Source organism: Spongiimicrobium sp. 3-5 (assembly GCF_046557915.1).
Lineage (GTDB): Bacteria > Bacteroidota > Bacteroidia > Flavobacteriales > Flavobacteriaceae > JBHEBG01.
This window is the reverse complement of sequence record NZ_JBHEBG010000001.1, coordinates 1366837-1383555: the sequence shown is the minus strand read 5'-3', so window position 1 is coordinate 1383555 and position 16719 is coordinate 1366837. Positions and strand designations below refer to the sequence as shown.

10 protein-coding genes are annotated in these 16719 nt (G+C 39.8%); 6 read left to right on the top strand and 4 right to left on the bottom strand.

Annotated features, from left to right (window positions below):
- Positions 1-11: 11 nt before the first annotated feature.
- Together ACEQ81_RS06050 and ACEQ81_RS06045 are read left to right on the top strand one after the other, a co-directional pair.
- The gene (locus ACEQ81_RS06050) at positions 12-560 is read left to right on the top strand and encodes a nuclear transport factor 2 family protein (RefSeq protein ID WP_411029953.1); all 549 of its coding nucleotides are present in this window, start codon (positions 12-14) and stop codon (positions 558-560) included.
- Positions 561-679: 119 nt separating this feature from the next.
- Positions 680-1780 (top strand): DUF4407 domain-containing protein, encoded by a 1101-nt coding sequence (locus ACEQ81_RS06045; protein WP_411029952.1) that lies wholly within the window; start codon positions 680-682, stop codon positions 1778-1780.
- Between the two features lie 73 nt (positions 1781-1853).
- Here the strand turns inward: ACEQ81_RS06045 and ACEQ81_RS06040 are convergent, their stop codons facing one another.
- The gene (locus ACEQ81_RS06040; protein ID WP_411029951.1) at positions 1854-2996 is read right to left on the bottom strand and encodes a response regulator; all 1143 of its coding nucleotides are present in this window, start codon (positions 2994-2996) and stop codon (positions 1854-1856) included.
- A gap of 222 nt (positions 2997-3218) precedes the next feature.
- Between ACEQ81_RS06040 and ACEQ81_RS06035 the strand changes: the two genes are divergently transcribed.
- Genes ACEQ81_RS06035 through ACEQ81_RS06025 form a run of 3 tightly spaced genes read left to right on the top strand, consistent with a single transcriptional unit; the run spans position 3219 to position 9060 of the window.
- On the top strand, positions 3219-6305 hold the full coding sequence (locus ACEQ81_RS06035; RefSeq protein ID WP_411029950.1) for a hypothetical protein: 3087 nt from the start codon (positions 3219-3221) through the stop codon (positions 6303-6305).
- Positions 6306-7529 (top strand): hypothetical protein, encoded by a 1224-nt coding sequence (locus tag ACEQ81_RS06030; RefSeq protein WP_411029949.1) that lies wholly within the window; start codon positions 6306-6308, stop codon positions 7527-7529.
- Positions 7522-9060 (top strand): glycoside hydrolase family 2 TIM barrel-domain containing protein, encoded by a 1539-nt coding sequence (locus tag ACEQ81_RS06025; protein WP_411029948.1) that lies wholly within the window; start codon positions 7522-7524, stop codon positions 9058-9060. Before ACEQ81_RS06030 ends, ACEQ81_RS06025 begins: the two co-directional genes overlap by 8 nt.
- A 72-nt stretch (positions 9061-9132) precedes the next feature.
- On the opposite strand, the gene ACEQ81_RS06020 is transcribed toward ACEQ81_RS06025, so the two are convergent.
- Entirely contained in the window at positions 9133-10368 is a 1236-nt protein-coding gene (locus ACEQ81_RS06020) for a glycosyltransferase (RefSeq protein WP_411029947.1), read from the bottom strand.
- Positions 10369-10506: 138 nt separating this feature from the next.
- A complete protein-coding gene (locus ACEQ81_RS06015) occupies positions 10507-11742 on the bottom strand; it encodes an oligosaccharide flippase family protein (RefSeq protein ID WP_411029946.1) in 1236 nt (411 codons plus the stop codon).
- 211 nt (positions 11743-11953) lie between these two features.
- Here ACEQ81_RS06015 and ACEQ81_RS06010 point away from each other — a divergent pair, with 211 nt between their 5' ends.
- Positions 11954-14014: a tetratricopeptide repeat protein gene (locus ACEQ81_RS06010; protein WP_411029945.1), complete on the top strand. Its 2061-nt coding sequence runs from the start codon at positions 11954-11956 to the stop codon at positions 14012-14014.
- A 182-nt stretch (positions 14015-14196) separates the two neighbouring features.
- On the opposite strand, the gene ACEQ81_RS06005 is transcribed toward ACEQ81_RS06010, so the two are convergent.
- Entirely contained in the window at positions 14197-16686 is a 2490-nt protein-coding gene (locus ACEQ81_RS06005; protein WP_411029944.1) for a DUF4114 domain-containing protein, read from the bottom strand.
- Positions 16687-16719: the final 33 nt, after the last annotated feature.

Genomic DNA, 16719 nt, shown 5'->3' with positions numbered 1-16719 from the left:
GCGATATTACTATGTTTTTACCAGAAATAAATGCCCGGAAAACTGCGGCTAGGTTTTTAATGGTATTGATCCTTTGCTCAATATCCTGTAAAAAAAAGGAAGGGGAGCATAAGCACGACACTTCTATAATGTCCGATTCACTCAGCCTTGTTCAAATGATAGCGATAAGGGAAAAGGCGATGATAAAAAGGGATATCAAACTGGCCATGGATCAATTCGCAGACAATGCCACATGGATAAATTCCCAAGGCTACTATTTTGAAGGCAAAGAACATGTAGCCAACTTTCATAACATGCTTATAGGAAACGATTCCCTGGATTATTATTATGAGGCAGGTGAACCGCGAGTAAGGATACTAGACAACCGCAATGCCCTTGCTTACTATTCATGGAAAATGTTTTGGTATAAACGCGAAAAACCGGCCGATACTACATTTAGGGAGATAGGACTTATGACCCTTACTGCGCACAAAACCAATAAAGATTGGGAGTGGGTAGCGGTAACCAACCAACACACCCCTTGGTTCTACGATAGTATAACGCCCGTAACCGTAGATTAGATATAAAATCAGAATAAAATCATAAAATTGATACCTCCACGCCAAGTTTCATCGCTTTTTTGTAACAAATGATTAGGAATCGCGTTCTAATATTCTATCAATCAATTTAGAACACTGTTATGATACAAAACTTTTTTATCGCCTGTTCTGGCGCGGATACCGATATCCTAAAAACTTGTTCCAAAGGGGAACGTAATAAATATGCCGGGATTGGCGCTACGGTGTTTTTTACCGCTGTAATGGCATTTATTGCGGCCAGCTATGCTCTTTTTACCGTTTTCGACAATGTTTACACAGCGGTTTTCTTTGGGTTAATTTGGGGGCTCTTGATTTTTAATTTAGACCGTTTTATTGTTTCTACCATTAAAAAAAGGAACAGTTTTAAAAACGAACTTATCCAAGCGGCACCAAGAATAGTATTGGCCATTATCATTGCCGTGGTCATCTCCAAACCTTTGGAAATGAAAATCTTCGAAAAAGAGATAAATCAAGTCCTTTTGGAGCAAAAGAATGCCCTTACCTTGGCCAACAAACAGCAAATAGCTACGCAATATACACCCACTCTGGAAGGTATTAACCAAGACATTGCGGCCTTAAAAAAAGAAATAACGGTTAAAGAGGCAGAAACCAATGCCCTATACGATACGTACATAGCGGAAGCGGAAGGCAGAAAAGGCACGCTCTTATTGGGGAAAGGACCTGTCTATAAAGAAAAACGGGAAAAGCACGATGCGGCATTGGCAGAACTACAACAGCTTAAGCAGTCCAATGCACTAAAGATAGCCACCTTGGAAGGGCAGATTACCAGTTTAAATTCTGAATACAGCACAGCAGTTAATGATTCGCAACCGATTATTGATGGGTTTGATGGGTTAATGGCGAGAATAAATGCTTTGGGGGAGCTACCCTGGTTCCCTTCATTCTTTATATTTCTGCTGTTCCTGGCTATTGAAACCGCACCGATTGTAGCCAAACTATTGGCTCCGAAGGGACCGTACGATTTAAAATTGGAAGATGAGGAGAGTGCGGTAGAAACCTGGGTAACCCAAAAAGTGTTGCAACGAGAACAGATTCTGGCCACAGATACCTCCTTGAACGAAAAAATCTATGGTGAAATAGCGGAGGAAGAGGCGGTATACGCTTATAAAAAATTGAAAGCGGAGGAACTTTTGAAACTTCAGGCAGATACATTCCATGATTTGCAGATAAAAAGTTTGTAGTACTCATCTGCCAAAAAAGACCTGCAGAAGCGCCGGTCTTTTTACAACATTATTTAATAAGCAATGAACAGTTTTAAGCGTTGTAATGCAATGCAATTTTGGCCAATTGCCCCACAATCTTTACGGAATCTTTCATAGAAAGTTTTGACCCGTCAGCATGTATCCATCTTTTTAAGGGTTGCTCACAAATTAGTTCTTGTACGTTCCTTTTCCCATAATACTTGCGCATGCGCATAAATATCTCAACATCGAACAACCAACGGGTAATGAATTTTTTCTGGAACATGGTGCTAGCAATTTTACGGTCCATGATCTTTGCCCCACACTGAGTATCCCTAAAGGGCATTCCCAATATTTTACGGATGATCAAATTAATGGTCATGCTAATCACTTTACGTGCAGATTCTTTGGTTATGTTTGCCCCCATTCTACTAATCCTGGATCCGCTTACAATTTTAAAATTAGAATCTTCGATAGTCTGTACCAACTCATCAAAATCGCGAAAATCTGTTGAAAGATCGGCATCCAAATAACCAATATAATCTAACTGAGGATCTTGGGATAAATGAAGTACACCCTGCCTAACCGCTTCGGCCTTACCACCGTTTTGCTCGCAGTTATAAATACTAATAATATCTTCATTGCCTTTTCGCAGCTCCTCTAAAACCTCTAACGTATTGTCCGTGCTACCATCATTTACAAAACAAAGGTGATAACCTAGGTTTTTGTTGGCAAAATCCCTGAAAATATCCGCAGACAAACGATCGGCTTCATTATAACATGGTATTACCACCCCTACACAATGTTTTTGAAGCATTTGATTACTGTCCTCGGCTGTTTTGGTTTTAGAACTGGTATTATTTCCCAAGATTCGTTTCACTCTAGCCTCCAATTCGTTAAGACTCACCGGTTTTTTCATATAGTCATTAATACCTAGATCAAAACCATCTACAATGACTTTTTCGTTGGTATTACCAGACATTACCATTATAGGAGTTTGTGAGTTCTCCGTGATTCGTATATGCTTTACCACTTCTAAGCCAGACATATCTGGCATGTTAATATCCACAATTACAAGATCTGGGCGGAAACTATTGAACAATTCAATTCCCGTTTGGCCACAATCGGCCATTTGTACTTCGTACCCTTGGGCAGCCAGTCTCTTTTCTACTGATAACAATATGAGTTGTTGATCATCAATGGTTAAAACTTTCATAGGTTAAGATTTAAGTTATACTAATGTTGTTTTTGTTGTAATCCATTTGGTTACTATGGATTTATGAAGCAAATATATAGTTGATAGCCATCTTTTTTTTGTAGGAAAAGTCGATTTACCATTTACTGTAGACGAATGGTAAAAACCCATAGACAGGCAATAATGCTCAAATCCCACAATATATATAACTTTATTTTGTTATATTTTCTTACATACCCTAAGATGCAGAAAACCAATACACTACTAGTTTTGGCCCTAATAATGGGCGTGGCGTTCCATGGCTCTGCTATTTTCTTTACGTTAGAATACACTTACGATGCCCTCATTCATCTATTCTTTGCAGATCATTATGCAAACAGTTGGTTCGAACCCTGGGATTATAGGTGGTACACAGGCTTCACGGTGCAGGCCTACCCACCACTGGTGCACCAGCTAATGGCACTAATTTCTTTTGTTGGTGGACTTAAGTTTGGCCTTTTTACGGTAGCCATTTTGGCCATAATCTTATTTATTACAGGAATGTATCGGTTTGGCCTTCTTATGACCGGAAATAGAACGGTAGCCGGTTATACGGCTTTGTTGGCGGTCTTCTCATCTACCTTTATAGAAACCTTGCATATTTTTGGTCAATTGCCCAGCATTCTGGGATTATCGGTACTGCTACACACCATGCCCGAGATATATCTTTGGATTAAAACAGGGAGGCTTCGCTATCTGATCAGTTCATTATCCCTTATTGCTGTAACAGTTACTTCTCACCATGTTACACCCATTTTTGGTATGGTATTTTTTATATTTCCCTTAATTGGCATGGCAATAATGGACACTGCCAAAGAAAAGGTAAAGACCATAAAAGAGGTGACTTTCAAAGTCTTTTTTAAGTCTTTTAAGCAGCTTTTTGGTAGAATTACCACATTTGGACTACTCTCCTTGGTTCTTATCGTCGTTTGTATTCTTCCCTATTGGATAAACTCTAAGGTAAACCCTATTACGCAAGTACCCATTCCACATGGTTCTAGAGATAATTTCTTGGAAGTGACCTCTTCAGGATTGGTTTTTTTTGTTGTTCCTTGGGGAATACTTCTTTTTTTAATGCCTTATATTTTTTACAGGTTTTTTAGTAAACGCTATTTGTTCTACGGGTTATCCTTTAGCATGCTTACCCTGCTTGGGTCTGGAGGTACTACTTCCCTTCCCATTAAAATATTGGGAGAGACGGCATTTAATATTTTGACCCTAGATCGATTTACATTATGGGCCACCATCATGGCCTTGCCTATGTTCGGGGAATTTACATATCGATTGGTCGAGGGCGATCTAAAAACCAAACTTAAAAAGCGTTTTGGTGCTGTTTATCATCGTATCCTCGGAGGTAGCCTCACCGGGGGATTATTATTTATGGTGATTTTTACCCTCAGCCTAGGTTATTTTAGGCCATCACAACCTGCAAAAATTAAGATGTTGCCCATTGTCAACTTTCTAAATCAGGACCAGCACGATCAATGGCGGTATCTTCCTTTGGGGTTTGGAGATCAAATGGCTTGGCTCTCTACGCAGACCAATGCTACCACCGTTGATGGTAATTACCATTCCGCAAGAAGATTGCCAGAACTTACTACAAGAGCCATTGAGCGCTTGGAAAACTCCAAATTTAGGGGCATCCAGGGTATCGGGTCTTTACAACAGTTTTTAACGGTTCCAGAGAAATACAATTTGAAATATATCTTTTCCAACGACAAATTTTATGATCCCATACTCTATTTCTGTGGCTGGCAACGGTTGCAACAATTAGAGAATGGCATAATGGTTTGGGAAAAACTTAACGTACCTCCTCTCCCTGCCACCATTCCCAAGGAAGATGTGGCGGTATCTTTAAAATTGATGTGGGGAATTATTCCCCTATTAACTATAATCATTGCATTTATAATCAACATACAATTGCTCTGGATAAGGGCGCTAAAATCTAAAATTGTACCACAGCCAGCTTATATGGACCATAAACTGGAATACAATGGGTTTTCTAACAGATTGATCGCTATAAACCACATATGGGCCGTTTTAATTTTGGGTTGCCTCTCATTTGGTATCTATCAGTTCTATCTTAAAAATACAGCTCAAAGAAGTCCAGAAAATGTACTGAAAGCATATTACGACGCACTGGATTTCAAAGAATTTGAAAGGGCATATTCCTATCTAGACCCAGATAGTGGATTGTCTTTATCCCAGTACATGATGCAAGTTTCGGTTACTGATGGTATTTTAAGCTCTTATGCAAAACTAAATTCCCTGGGCGTAGAAACTACCCAGATATCGCAAAACATGGCCAAAGCAAAAACCGCTGCGGATTGGGTTACCCCACTGGAGCAAATAAAAAAATCCGAAAACCACAAGCTCATTAAAAAAGAAGGCGAATGGTTTATAATTCCTTCTGATTTTGATACCGATCTGCCACCAGATCAGTTGTTCTCCGCTAACAGTACAACGTTTTACAACCATGGTCGACGTAGGGTTACCACACAGCAGACCCATCACGAGGACGTGTTACAACAACCTGTTCTGCAGGTACTTTCTGCCAAATTGATAAAATTTGACTCCCGTTATGCCATTGTAGGTGAAATACAAAATATAGACAATGTGCCAGCAGATGTAGTCATCAATGCTACACTTTATAACGACAACGACGTGGCATTGGCAAAATTCAGTGCCAAGTATCACATAAAACATAAACTATTACCAAAGGAAACCACATCTTTTAGGATAGATTTTGAAGGAATAGCATGGTCTAAAACAGCAGACACCATTCCGTCCACATTTGACCCGGACCAGTTTACGCCGGTTAAGTTGGAAGAGCAACCCACTAAATTTAACCTACAATGTGCCGGCAACGTCGCCAATACCGATCTTTATAAATCTGTTTCCCTACAAAACATAACCCGTTCCAAAACCGAAATAACGGGGGTATTGTTAAATACAGGAGTTGAAGAGGTTACCATACCGCAAATACTGATTTCTTATTACGACAATGACAATGTGTTATTATGGGTAGACCACCAATTTTTGGAAAATGGGATTAGGGTGCAGAGGAAGCAGCATTTTTTATATGAGCCAAAGAACATCTCTACCCTAAAGATCATAAACAAAAGTCTGGAAAATTGTTATGTAAACGGTGTTCCTAATGCAGATTTGGCGCAAAAGTACTTTCCAAAAAGGAATAACACACACTTAAGACATCTTACGCAACAATTTGAAGGTGAAGGGTTTGATGCGTTGAAATTCGAAATAAACAGCTATATAGGAAACCCAAAGTAAATGAAACATCTCCTTTACATATCCCTATTCCTAATCCTAATCCTGGCATGTTCGCCAGAGCGGATAACAAAAAACCCAGCTAAGAACGATGCCACGCTTCTTACCCAGACAACTCATTTTGATGTAGGTGAAAATGTAGATTTGGTTTTTGATATAGAAAGTGTTGGCCCATCTTATTTAATAATTAAAAACGCCTACGGAACTTCCGTTTTAGCTCCGACAAAAGCCAATGGTCGTCAATTTAAAATACCGACGAATTATGCTCAAAAAGCAGGCCCGTGCCATTGGAAACTGATTGTTGGCGGAGAGATACTGAGCAGCGGACAGATCAACTTTAAATTTGATGAAAGGCAGCCTGTTAATATGGAGTCCTATTTAGGGCCTCCCAGTATCATTGCAGGAGAAACGGACTTCTCTATGTTCGTAAATGCTCCTACGGATAAATACGACAATCCCTTGCCAAACGGCGCTGCTATTACCATCAACCATCAATTTGAAAATAACGTGCTTACCGAAACCATTGGAGTACAAGACATGATAGCCTGGAAGAACATTTATTCTACCCAAAAAGCCGGCAGAATATTAATAAACTCCACTTATAAATCTTATAGTTCCAAAGAATTTACAACAACCGTATTTCCATCAAACCCGATAAATTTTGAAATAGACTATCAGAGGGTACACAATTATGCGGACGGTAATCAAATTATCAACTTTACCTCATCAATTATTAAAGATCAATTCGAAAATACGGTCAGCGACGGTACACTTGTTTACTTTGCTATTGAGAATTCTGAGGGGGCAAAACTCCAAACCATGGGCAGTACACTAAACGGTATTGCCACGGCAAAGATGTTACACCCTTCCCAAAAAGAAAATTGGCATGTAACAGCCTATGTAGTGGGTGCCGCGGAGAGCAATAATCTAAACATAATCTTTAAGCCTGCGATCTTGGATTATGAAATCCAGTTTTTGAAAAAACAGAGGCGCCTGCAGGTAGGCCCCCTAAAAAGCTTTATGAGCCAGTTGATACCAGATGGTATAACTATAAAGCTTAGCCTGTATGATCAAAACCAGCGCTTGCTAACTACTAAAACTACGACATCCAAAAAAGGTATCGGAACATTTTCACTGGCGCAAGAATCCCAAATTACCGGGACATGCCTCGCTGTAGTACATGCCATGGGTTTACAAAAAGAGCAAAACATATACCTCAATGATTAGGGACCTAAATAAAAATAGCTATCGGGCCATTTTAATTTTGTCATTTCTGGCGATCAATGCATTAATTCTATTTGGAATAAGTGCAGTGTTCTCCTATCTCAACACAGGAGCGGATCGTTCTTCCATGTTGCATTTGGAAGAAGTGATGGACGAGGTTTATGTTCCCAAAGTAGCATGGAACATAGACGACTATGAAGGCCGACCTATGGAACAGCATACACTTCATGAAATTGAAAAAGACTATCGCAATGCTTGGTACGTTAGGAATATGGCATTTAGGTATAACGACCCTAAAGGTATTTCTGACTATTATACAGATAGTGCCCAGGTTAAACTTAAGCGCTCTCTGACATTGAACCAAAGTAATGAAACTACCATTAAGGGTACCACTATAGAACATAATCCTGAGCTTAAGTTTTATAGTCAGGATGGTACTATGGTAACTTTTACCGATCGTGATGTCATATCATATCAGGAAGTGCTGGCGAACGGACAAGTAATATTGAGCCTAAAAGACACTACTTCTTATAGGGTAATGATGCTCTTGGAGGATGGTTTTTGGCGCATACGACATTTGGTGGAAATACAGAAGCAAAAGCAATCGCACAAAAAAGTAACAAAACAAAACAATCAAAAACCAAAAACCGTTAGTGCTATAAAGGGCATAAATTATTACCCAAAGGACAGTCCCTGGGATATGTTCGGAGTTCATTTCGATGCTACGACCATTGATATGGATTTTAAACTTATGTCCGAAATGGGTTTGAACACCATCAGAATATTTATACAATATGAAGACTTTGGAAAAGCCAAGGTACTACCAGAGAAATTGAATAAGTTAAGAACAGTGTTAGATCTGGCAACCCAAAACCAATTAAAAGTTGTGATTACATTGTTCGACTTTTATGGTAATTATTCCATTTCCGATTGGACACTGACGCACAGGCATGCAGAAGCCATTGTTTCTACCTTTAAAAACCACGACGCGATATTGGCCTGGGACATTAAAAATGAGCCCGACCTGGATTTTGAATCGCGCGGAAAACATAAGGTCTTGGCTTGGTTAAATCAAATGGTCGCCAATATACGTGTGTGGGATCAAAACCATGCTATCACCATTGGATGGTCTAATCCGGAGGTAGCTAACTTATTGGCCAAACAGTTAGATTTTGTTTCCTTTCATTACTATGAAGATGTTGGTGATTTTAAGGAAGCTTATTCCCTACTACAGCAAAAAGCACCGGACAAACCTTTGATGCTTCAAGAATATGGTAAGTCTTCTTATAGCGGGTTTTGGAATTTGTTTAAAGGCTCTAAAGACACCCAAGCCCTTTACTATAAGGAAATGCAAGCACTGCTTAAAGCGGAAAATGTTCCCTACCTCTCATGGACATTATACGACTTTAACAAAATACCTGCCTCGGTGGTAGGCACGTTGCCCTGGCGCAAGCAACCACAAGCTTATTATGGCATTGTAGACGAAGCCGGCAACAAAAAACCGGCCTATGTTTACCTTAGAAACAGACGTTAACAACCATCTAGGAAACAAAAAAAGGAGCGACTAACCAGGCCACTCCTCTTTACACTTAACCTAAACAATATTTTATACTTCCAATTCCACAGGTATTTGTTTTGACAGTATTTCCGTAGAGGGAGTTTTGGATTTTTTAATCTTAATCGCTTTAAAAAAATCCAAATACATTTGGGTAATCGCTGACATGGGTAGGGAGCATGCGGCATCATAGTTGGTTTTACCAAGTTGCCTTCTATACCCATCGTTCGTAAGGATCGTTTCTATGGCATTGGCTAAGGATGTTGTATTTTTTGGGTTAAAAAACTCTCCCCTATAACCTTCTTCCTTTACCAGTACGCTTAGATCTCCCAAATCTGGCAGGGCTACTGCTTTGCCATAGCTACCTGCTTGGTGCAAGACTCCAGAACTTCCGGTGGTAGAGGTATACGGGAATACTACCACAGCACTGTCTCCAAAAATCTTAGGAACGTCCTCTTCTGCCACATAACCCGTAAAACGAAGGTTTTCTACATGGCTGTATTTAGTTTTCATTGCTTCTAGATATCCCGGGGTGTTGGGACTATCCGTACCAGCAATTACAATTTCTATAGGCTCCCTATTCCTTTTTCTTATTTGTTCAACAGCTTCAATAAGTATCTCCACTTTTTTATAAGTACCAAACTTTCCAAAGGCCATTACCTGTCTTGGTCCAATGGGTAAGCTGTAATCTGGCTCTGGAGGCGTTTCAAAAGAACCGTGGGGCACTAACGCAATATTCTTCGCTTTATACTTTTCCTCTAAAATTGTTACGTATTTGCTAATGGTAACGGCTACAATATCCGAAGTCAATATAAATTTGGTTAAGGTTGTTCCAATAAAATTGTATGCCTTTTGTAATAACTTGTTCTTAGTTATGCCTGCATTGTCCAAATCTACTTGTTCCAAAATGTTATGTAATAGAGAAATGGTAGGAATCTTTTTTAGTTTGCAGATCATGGGTAAAAGCAGTCCAAGCGCTGCCGGTATTTTTTTATCCCCAAACTTTAAAAACTGAAGGTTGAACAAAACTGCATCGGGCCGTGTTTCCGAAATAACCTTGTTGATCCGAAACAAGTTGGTATAACTATTAAAACTCCAGCACGATTTTACGGTAATCTTGCAACCAACTTCTTCAAAAATCAAATCCTTTTCACCTTCTGTTATGTCGGTAATCAGTACTATTTCGCTTACTTCCTTTTGAAGTCTAAAATGTTTTACCAAATGATATCCGTATTCGGTAAGGGTTACTTTACTTGGCGGGTATGCCGTTACAATTGCTAATTTCATAAGGTTAAGTTTAAAATTGATAATGGGTTAAATTCTGATACAAATATCTTTTAAAACATTTCCTAAAATGGCTGTTCTTAGACCAGTAGCAAATTACTTTAGACGAATGGAAACCCCATTTAGACGAAGGTATTTGGGTTATTTAATATTTCGCTGTGCAAAATAAATCAGTTGGGCAACCAATAAGGCTACCATAGCGATAATCTGTACTTGTACCACCATTTCTAAGCTGGTATGAAAATATATGATCAACACTATTTGTGACATCCCCAATAAAGCGGACAGTAATACAGGAAAGTACTGGTCTAAAGACAAAAAGTAGTAGGCAAATATGTTTGCAATTGCGAATAGAGAGGTAGCTAGGGCATACTGCCATAGCAAACCGGCCATAGAAATATAGGCCTCACCGAACATAAGTTCTATTATGAGTTCGGGGAATAGATAACAAGCACATACGATAGTGAAGGATAACATGCCAATATATCCCACATACCTAAAAAGTATCGGCGTTGTTGGTTCTCCATCTTTTTGTTTTTGTACTACTGCTGGCAACAATAACATTACAAACATCCAAGCTACAAAGTATACCACACGACCAATGAGGGCCAGAGAGGCATAAAGACCGGCATCTAGGGAATCAAAATAGTGTTTTACCAAAAGGGTATCGCTATTATTAATAATGATTTGCGTAAGTTCATAACAAGCCGTAAGTATTATAAAATTGGTAACCCTTTTTTTGTTTTCGGAATGGAGAGTTCCACCGCCTAAAAAGGATATGCTCTTAAAACTCGAGGGAATCAGTCCAAACAAAAAGGACAAGGCAATCCCCAGCGCAATCAAAAAAGCTGGTTTAAGGGGAACAAACAATAATAGTCCCAGTGTTATCAACAACCTACTCCACATCTCGGTTTGATAGGTTAGCGATAGTTTTCCAAATTGTTGTAAACCTTGGAACGTTCCACGATTTACACTCATTATAAAATACAATGGTATTCCAATCCCAAAAACAATGAACATCCAAGTGCTTTCTGTACGGAACAAGCTTTGTAGGTCATGGGCAAAAAAAACTAATGCCGCCCCCACCAGAATGCCAAAAGCACAGGCATACTTGTACATTTTATCTTTAAAAACCTCCCATTCCCGATCTTCAAATAGGACTGCAAACTTGGCCGTTGCCAATTGGAATGTCATCCCTAAAAAGGAAAGTACCAACAACAAGGTTACCAAAAGGGCAGCATCCGCAAAGGCAGCAGGTCCTAATAATCTTCCAAGTAGGAGGTTGTACAGGTAGTTACCCCCGTTAACCAAGAGCACACTGCCCATAAACAATTGCTCTGGGGACAGGCTCTGACGAAATGTTCTAAATGCTATCATGGTTAAGTATTTCTTATTTGGTTACGCAAATATCAGTGTATAATGTGCTTTAGATCGTTGCTTATAGATGGATGGCAATTTGCTGTAGACGAACGGGCAAAAACAGACTTCCAGTTTGAAAAACAGCAGATTACCTTTATAAAACCAATATCACACTAATAAATAGGTGGCTTAGGCGTTATCTATTTGTAGTACTAATCCTACCGTTTTAATGAATTATAACCATTTACTCTTAATATTTCTTTTTGCGACATTTTTTGCAACGGCACAGCAAAGCATGGAACCTGGTTTTGAGCTATTGGAAACAGGCAAATTTGAAAAGGCAGAAACCTTTTTTCTAGAATACTTAAACACGGACCCAAACAACAAAACAGCTCAGATTTGTTATGGAAGGGCAGTTGGCCTAAGTGGCGAACCCATTAAAGCCAATAAACATTTTGCTTCCATGCTACAACAATATCCGGCGGATTTTGAAATACAAATCAACTATAACGAGTCTTTCCTTTGGGCAGGGCGGTATATAGAAGCAAGACCCTTGTACAAGAAACTTGTTGAAGCATATCCGGAGAGTTTTGAAGCAGTTTTGGGGTATGCCAATACGTTTAGCAATTTAAGGGAGTATGACAAGGCACTGCAATGGGTGGATAAGGCCCTTACCTTACAACCTGGCAACGCTAGTGCCAAAACGTCTAGAAAATATACGCTGTTGGGGAAGGCCAGTGAACTTATTGCCGCTCAAGATTATACGGCGGCCAAGAAGTTGTTTCAACTTATTTTTAACGACTTTCCGGAGGACAAGGATACCTTGTTGAACCTTGCCAACATGTATTTGATTACTAAAGATATAAAAAGTGCCAAAGCTATCTACCAACGGTATGCCGCCGCTACCAATGACACCATCACCGCTTTAAATGGTATTGCCTTGGCAGAACACATTATGGAGAAGGACAAAAATGCACTGGCAACGGCAACATTAAGTATGGATAGAATACATGCCGGCACTTCCCCAGAGCTTAGGGAACGCACCAATGAACGTTACGTGCAGGCACTGATATGGAACCGAAAATTTAAACGTGCAAGGTTGGCAATTGCTGCTCTGGATGACTCTTATGAAGGCCTCAGTTGGCTTTTGGCCTTAAAAGCCACTTTTGGGATGTATACTGCCAATTTTAAGAATAGCCTAGCCCATTACCATACCATTCTTGCAAGGGATAGTACCTCTTTTGATGGTAATTTGGGACAAGCCAATGCGCTTTTTGCTTTGGACCGGATCGTTCCTGCCTACAAGGCAGCTTTTAAGACCCTGGAGGTCTACAACAACCAACAGGATGCCCTTGGGTTTTTGGAGAAATTAAATGCACAATATAATCCTAGTATAGAGGAGCATGCTGCCTACACCTTTGACAACGGCAATAATGTTGCTTTGTATTCCATTACCACTGTTGACGTTCCTTTCTCCGCCAAATTTAGGACTACCCTATCTTATCAATACCGTACAACAGAAAATACGGTAACCAATAATAAGGCAGATGCCCATGTAGTAATTGCAGGCATTGAATACAAACTGGCCCCAAGAGTTCATTTAAAAACGGTTTTCGGCTTAAACAATGCACGGTTTGTTGAGGAAATGTATACACAACCTGTATTGGATATTCGGTTAAAGACACAGCCCTACCGACTTCAAAATCTAGAATTGGGCTATCAACGCGAAGTGCAAAACTTTAATGCCGATCTTATTGAACGCGAAATTGTAATGAATCATTACGGGCTTAATTACAATTTGGCCACCAATTTTAATTTGGGGTGGTATACGCAACTAATGCGCACAGAACAGACAGATAACAACAGTCGCAATTTGTTATTTACCTCCCTTTACTACAATATACTTCGTAAACCGGCCTTAAAGATGGGTTTAAATTACCAGTACATTGGGTTTGCAGATCAGGTACCCACCATTTATTTTAGTCCAGAAGACTATAGGGCGGTAGAGGTTTTTGGCGATTTACGTGGTAAGATTTGGGAAAAAACCTCCTATATAGCCAGTGCAGCTACCGGTTATCAAAAAGTAGAAAAGGACCCAAAGACTACTATTTTTAGAGCTGAGGCTAGCTTAATGCAGCAGTTTTCCAAGCGTTTGGTCGGTAGCTTGTATGGAAAATATAGCAATATTGCCTCGGCAACAGCTTCCGGGTTTGAATTCACAGAAATTGGATTTAAACTGAAGTGGTTGTTTACCAAAGAGCCAATATTTTATGCCAAGTTAACCCGATAGCAGTAGTAAAAATTCCCGATTCGTTTAATCCATGCCTAAATATGAAGTTCAGAAAAAATCTTAACTCATTTCCGGTGAAATGTGGGACTAAACCACCTAAGACTTCCATGATGAAATCGCCAATGGGGATAAAAGAAAAACCCTCTATAATTAGAGGGTTTTAATCTTTACAATATCATTTCTTATTTCTTTATCAATTTCCCCTGATATGTTTTACCATTTAGGGCATCAATAACGGTATAAAGGTATATGCCATTGGGCAGATCCTTTGGCTCATACCGTACAGATCTCTGATCTGACATCGTAGCCATTGTTTGCTGGTAAACTACCTGCCCGTTTAAATTGCTCACGGTAAAACCTACTTCCCTGGTCGCTGCTGGAAAGGTAACCACAGTATAAGCCGTAAACGGGTTAGGATAGCTCTTTAATCCATAGCTCTGCTCCACTGTCAAAGGTGCCAAATTTTCAGACGCCATATCATCGATTTCAATCTCTTCATTCTGCGGAGCTGCATCTAACAACTCGGCCGTTAAGGCCATAGCATCTATCTTTAACGTAAAGGGGACATAATCTTGATAATTGCTTTGCACAGAAAATACTATCGTCCTTATTTTGTTAAATTTGGCGGTATTTCCGCTATGATCCTTAAAATCTTCAAAGGCTATTTGAACAAGCTCTTCCTCTTCATTGGCCTCTACGGTATATCTTAATCTTTCTTCCCATTTGTCGGAAGCATCGGTAACCAAGCTTACTTCAATAGCTCTGTCGTTCTCTATATTGAATCGCAGGAAGTTATAGTCCGTTGCAGTCAATTGCAAATCCCCCGCCAAAAGATTTCGGAACACATTAATGGTTTCCTTTACCTCTCCCGAAGCGCTAATACCACGCTCTACTTTGTAACCATTGGGTGACCTCTTGGAATCTTCCTGTGGAAAAATTCTAAAATTGGCCACAGCATCTACGTTGGTGTTATAATCTATTCCCCAAGGACCATCAGCTAAATAGATTGCATCGTGTTGATACGAATTCTCGGCGGTGATGGAAAGCCCAATATCGAACAAGTGATCCGTATCCATTACAACTTCTTCTTCCCAAGTGCCGCTTAGTCCGACTGTTGTATTTAGGTTTACAATATCATCTTGTTCAGTGGCCTTATAATTGCCATCTACTCGAAGCCAGGTAGCGTTAGACTTGTTTATGATATTCAAATGTAATTTTCCTTGGCTGTAATATCCGCTTTTTATAAATACCGTGGGTAGCACGTTTTCTGCTTTATGTGTCTTCAGCACTTTTTCACTACTTAGGGTATTCAATATGTTATTGACTATAGTGGTCACTTGCCCCATGCTACTTCCCCATACCTGAAAATTTAGGTAATCACCAGAGGGATATTCGTCTAAATTCCATAGGCTGTACAGCCGGTTTACACCACCCTCTTCCTTAACGGAAAAGGTAAGGGCATACTCTATTTCCCCTTTGGAGCGCTTTAATTTGGAATATACCAATTGATGACCCTGTAAGGTTACCATACGAACATCCATCAATTTGGAATCGTTTAGGCGGTCGCAAATGGTTTTGGTGTGGTTATAAACCCCATTTTTAGTCTCAGTAGCCAAAGCGGCAGAAACCCTTTTCTGGCCTTCATAATAATCTATCGAAAAAATATTCTTGGCATTGGTAATGGCCAAAAGGTCTTCTGGGCTAGATATATATGTGGTTTCGGTACCGTGCATAGCACTCTCAGGGAAATAGGCATCCAATCTGCCAGATTTCGCATTCAGGGATTTGTAGGTCTTTTTACTGTAATCTTTCTGTGTTTTAAGAGTATTCTTAAAATTTCCCGTCTTGTTGCGGTCAAAGTTCCTTTTTGCTATTAAACTGGCTAAATCCCCATTACTTTCTAGCCCTCCGTCATTACCAGAACTTACATCGGAATGGTCCGTAATCTCGTTGTAATTGGTAGTTCGTATAGCCTCGTACGGATTGGCCGTAATATAGAACAGTGCATCATTAAAGTCGTTATCGCAACTTCCATAATCTCTTCTTATATCTTCAAACCCTAAAATAATTCTTTCGTTTTCCGTATCGTTCAACAATACATTATGGTACCTTAAACTTTCGTCTGCCTCGGGGTTATAGTCAGTATTGGAATACAATTGCCACAAACCAGCGGTAACCCGACCTTTCCATCCGTTGGCCAAAAGTACCCATCCGATTCCGGTACCTGCTTCAAAAGTTCCTATTTTTACCTTATCACCAGCGTACAAACTTCCTCCACTGCCCTTGGCAGAAACATTGGGGAAAATAATGGTAATATCCTTAGCATCGGGTTTCGCCGGTGCCGGGTCGTTAATATCATAGGTGTAAAAACCAAGTACGTTTTTATATCCGGCACCTTCTGCCACAAAAGTTACCCATACATCGGCCTTGTCGTCCAAAATTATATCCGTATCGTATCCGGAAGTAATATATTGCGGATTATACGTTGGTACCGGGTAACTCTCTGGTAGTGCATTGTCTATGCTTTGCAGGGTCTCATAAGCAACCACATCGGGTTCGGTCAAATAAAGCGGAGTACCGTCAGAGGTATAATCTCCCAAAAAACTATAATTTTGGGCAAAGCACATTGCCATGCTGATCATTGTAAAAAAGGTAAGTAACACTCGTTTCATAATAAGTAGGATTAATGATTATGGAACAAATAT

What these genes read in the sequence shown, in the direction of transcription:
- ACEQ81_RS06050 (WP_411029953.1), top strand. Translation starts at nt 12, where the DNA reads ATGTTTTTACCAGAAATAAATGCCCGGAAAACTGCGGCTAGGTTTTTA.
- ACEQ81_RS06045 (WP_411029952.1), top strand. Translation starts at nt 680, where the DNA reads ATGATACAAAACTTTTTTATCGCCTGTTCTGGCGCGGATACCGATATC.
- ACEQ81_RS06040 (WP_411029951.1), bottom strand. Translation starts at nt 2,996, where the DNA reads ATGAAAGTTTTAACCATTGATGATCAACAACTCATATTGTTATCAGTA.
- ACEQ81_RS06035 (WP_411029950.1), top strand. Translation starts at nt 3,219, where the DNA reads ATGCAGAAAACCAATACACTACTAGTTTTGGCCCTAATAATGGGCGTG.
- ACEQ81_RS06030 (WP_411029949.1), top strand. Translation starts at nt 6,306, where the DNA reads ATGAAACATCTCCTTTACATATCCCTATTCCTAATCCTAATCCTGGCA.
- ACEQ81_RS06025 (WP_411029948.1), top strand. Translation starts at nt 7,522, where the DNA reads ATGATTAGGGACCTAAATAAAAATAGCTATCGGGCCATTTTAATTTTG.
- ACEQ81_RS06020 (WP_411029947.1), bottom strand. Translation starts at nt 10,368, where the DNA reads ATGAAATTAGCAATTGTAACGGCATACCCGCCAAGTAAAGTAACCCTT.
- ACEQ81_RS06015 (WP_411029946.1), bottom strand. Translation starts at nt 11,742, where the DNA reads ATGATAGCATTTAGAACATTTCGTCAGAGCCTGTCCCCAGAGCAATTG.
- ACEQ81_RS06010 (WP_411029945.1), top strand. Translation starts at nt 11,954, where the DNA reads ATGAATTATAACCATTTACTCTTAATATTTCTTTTTGCGACATTTTTT.
- ACEQ81_RS06005 (WP_411029944.1), bottom strand. Translation starts at nt 16,686, where the DNA reads ATGAAACGAGTGTTACTTACCTTTTTTACAATGATCAGCATGGCAATG.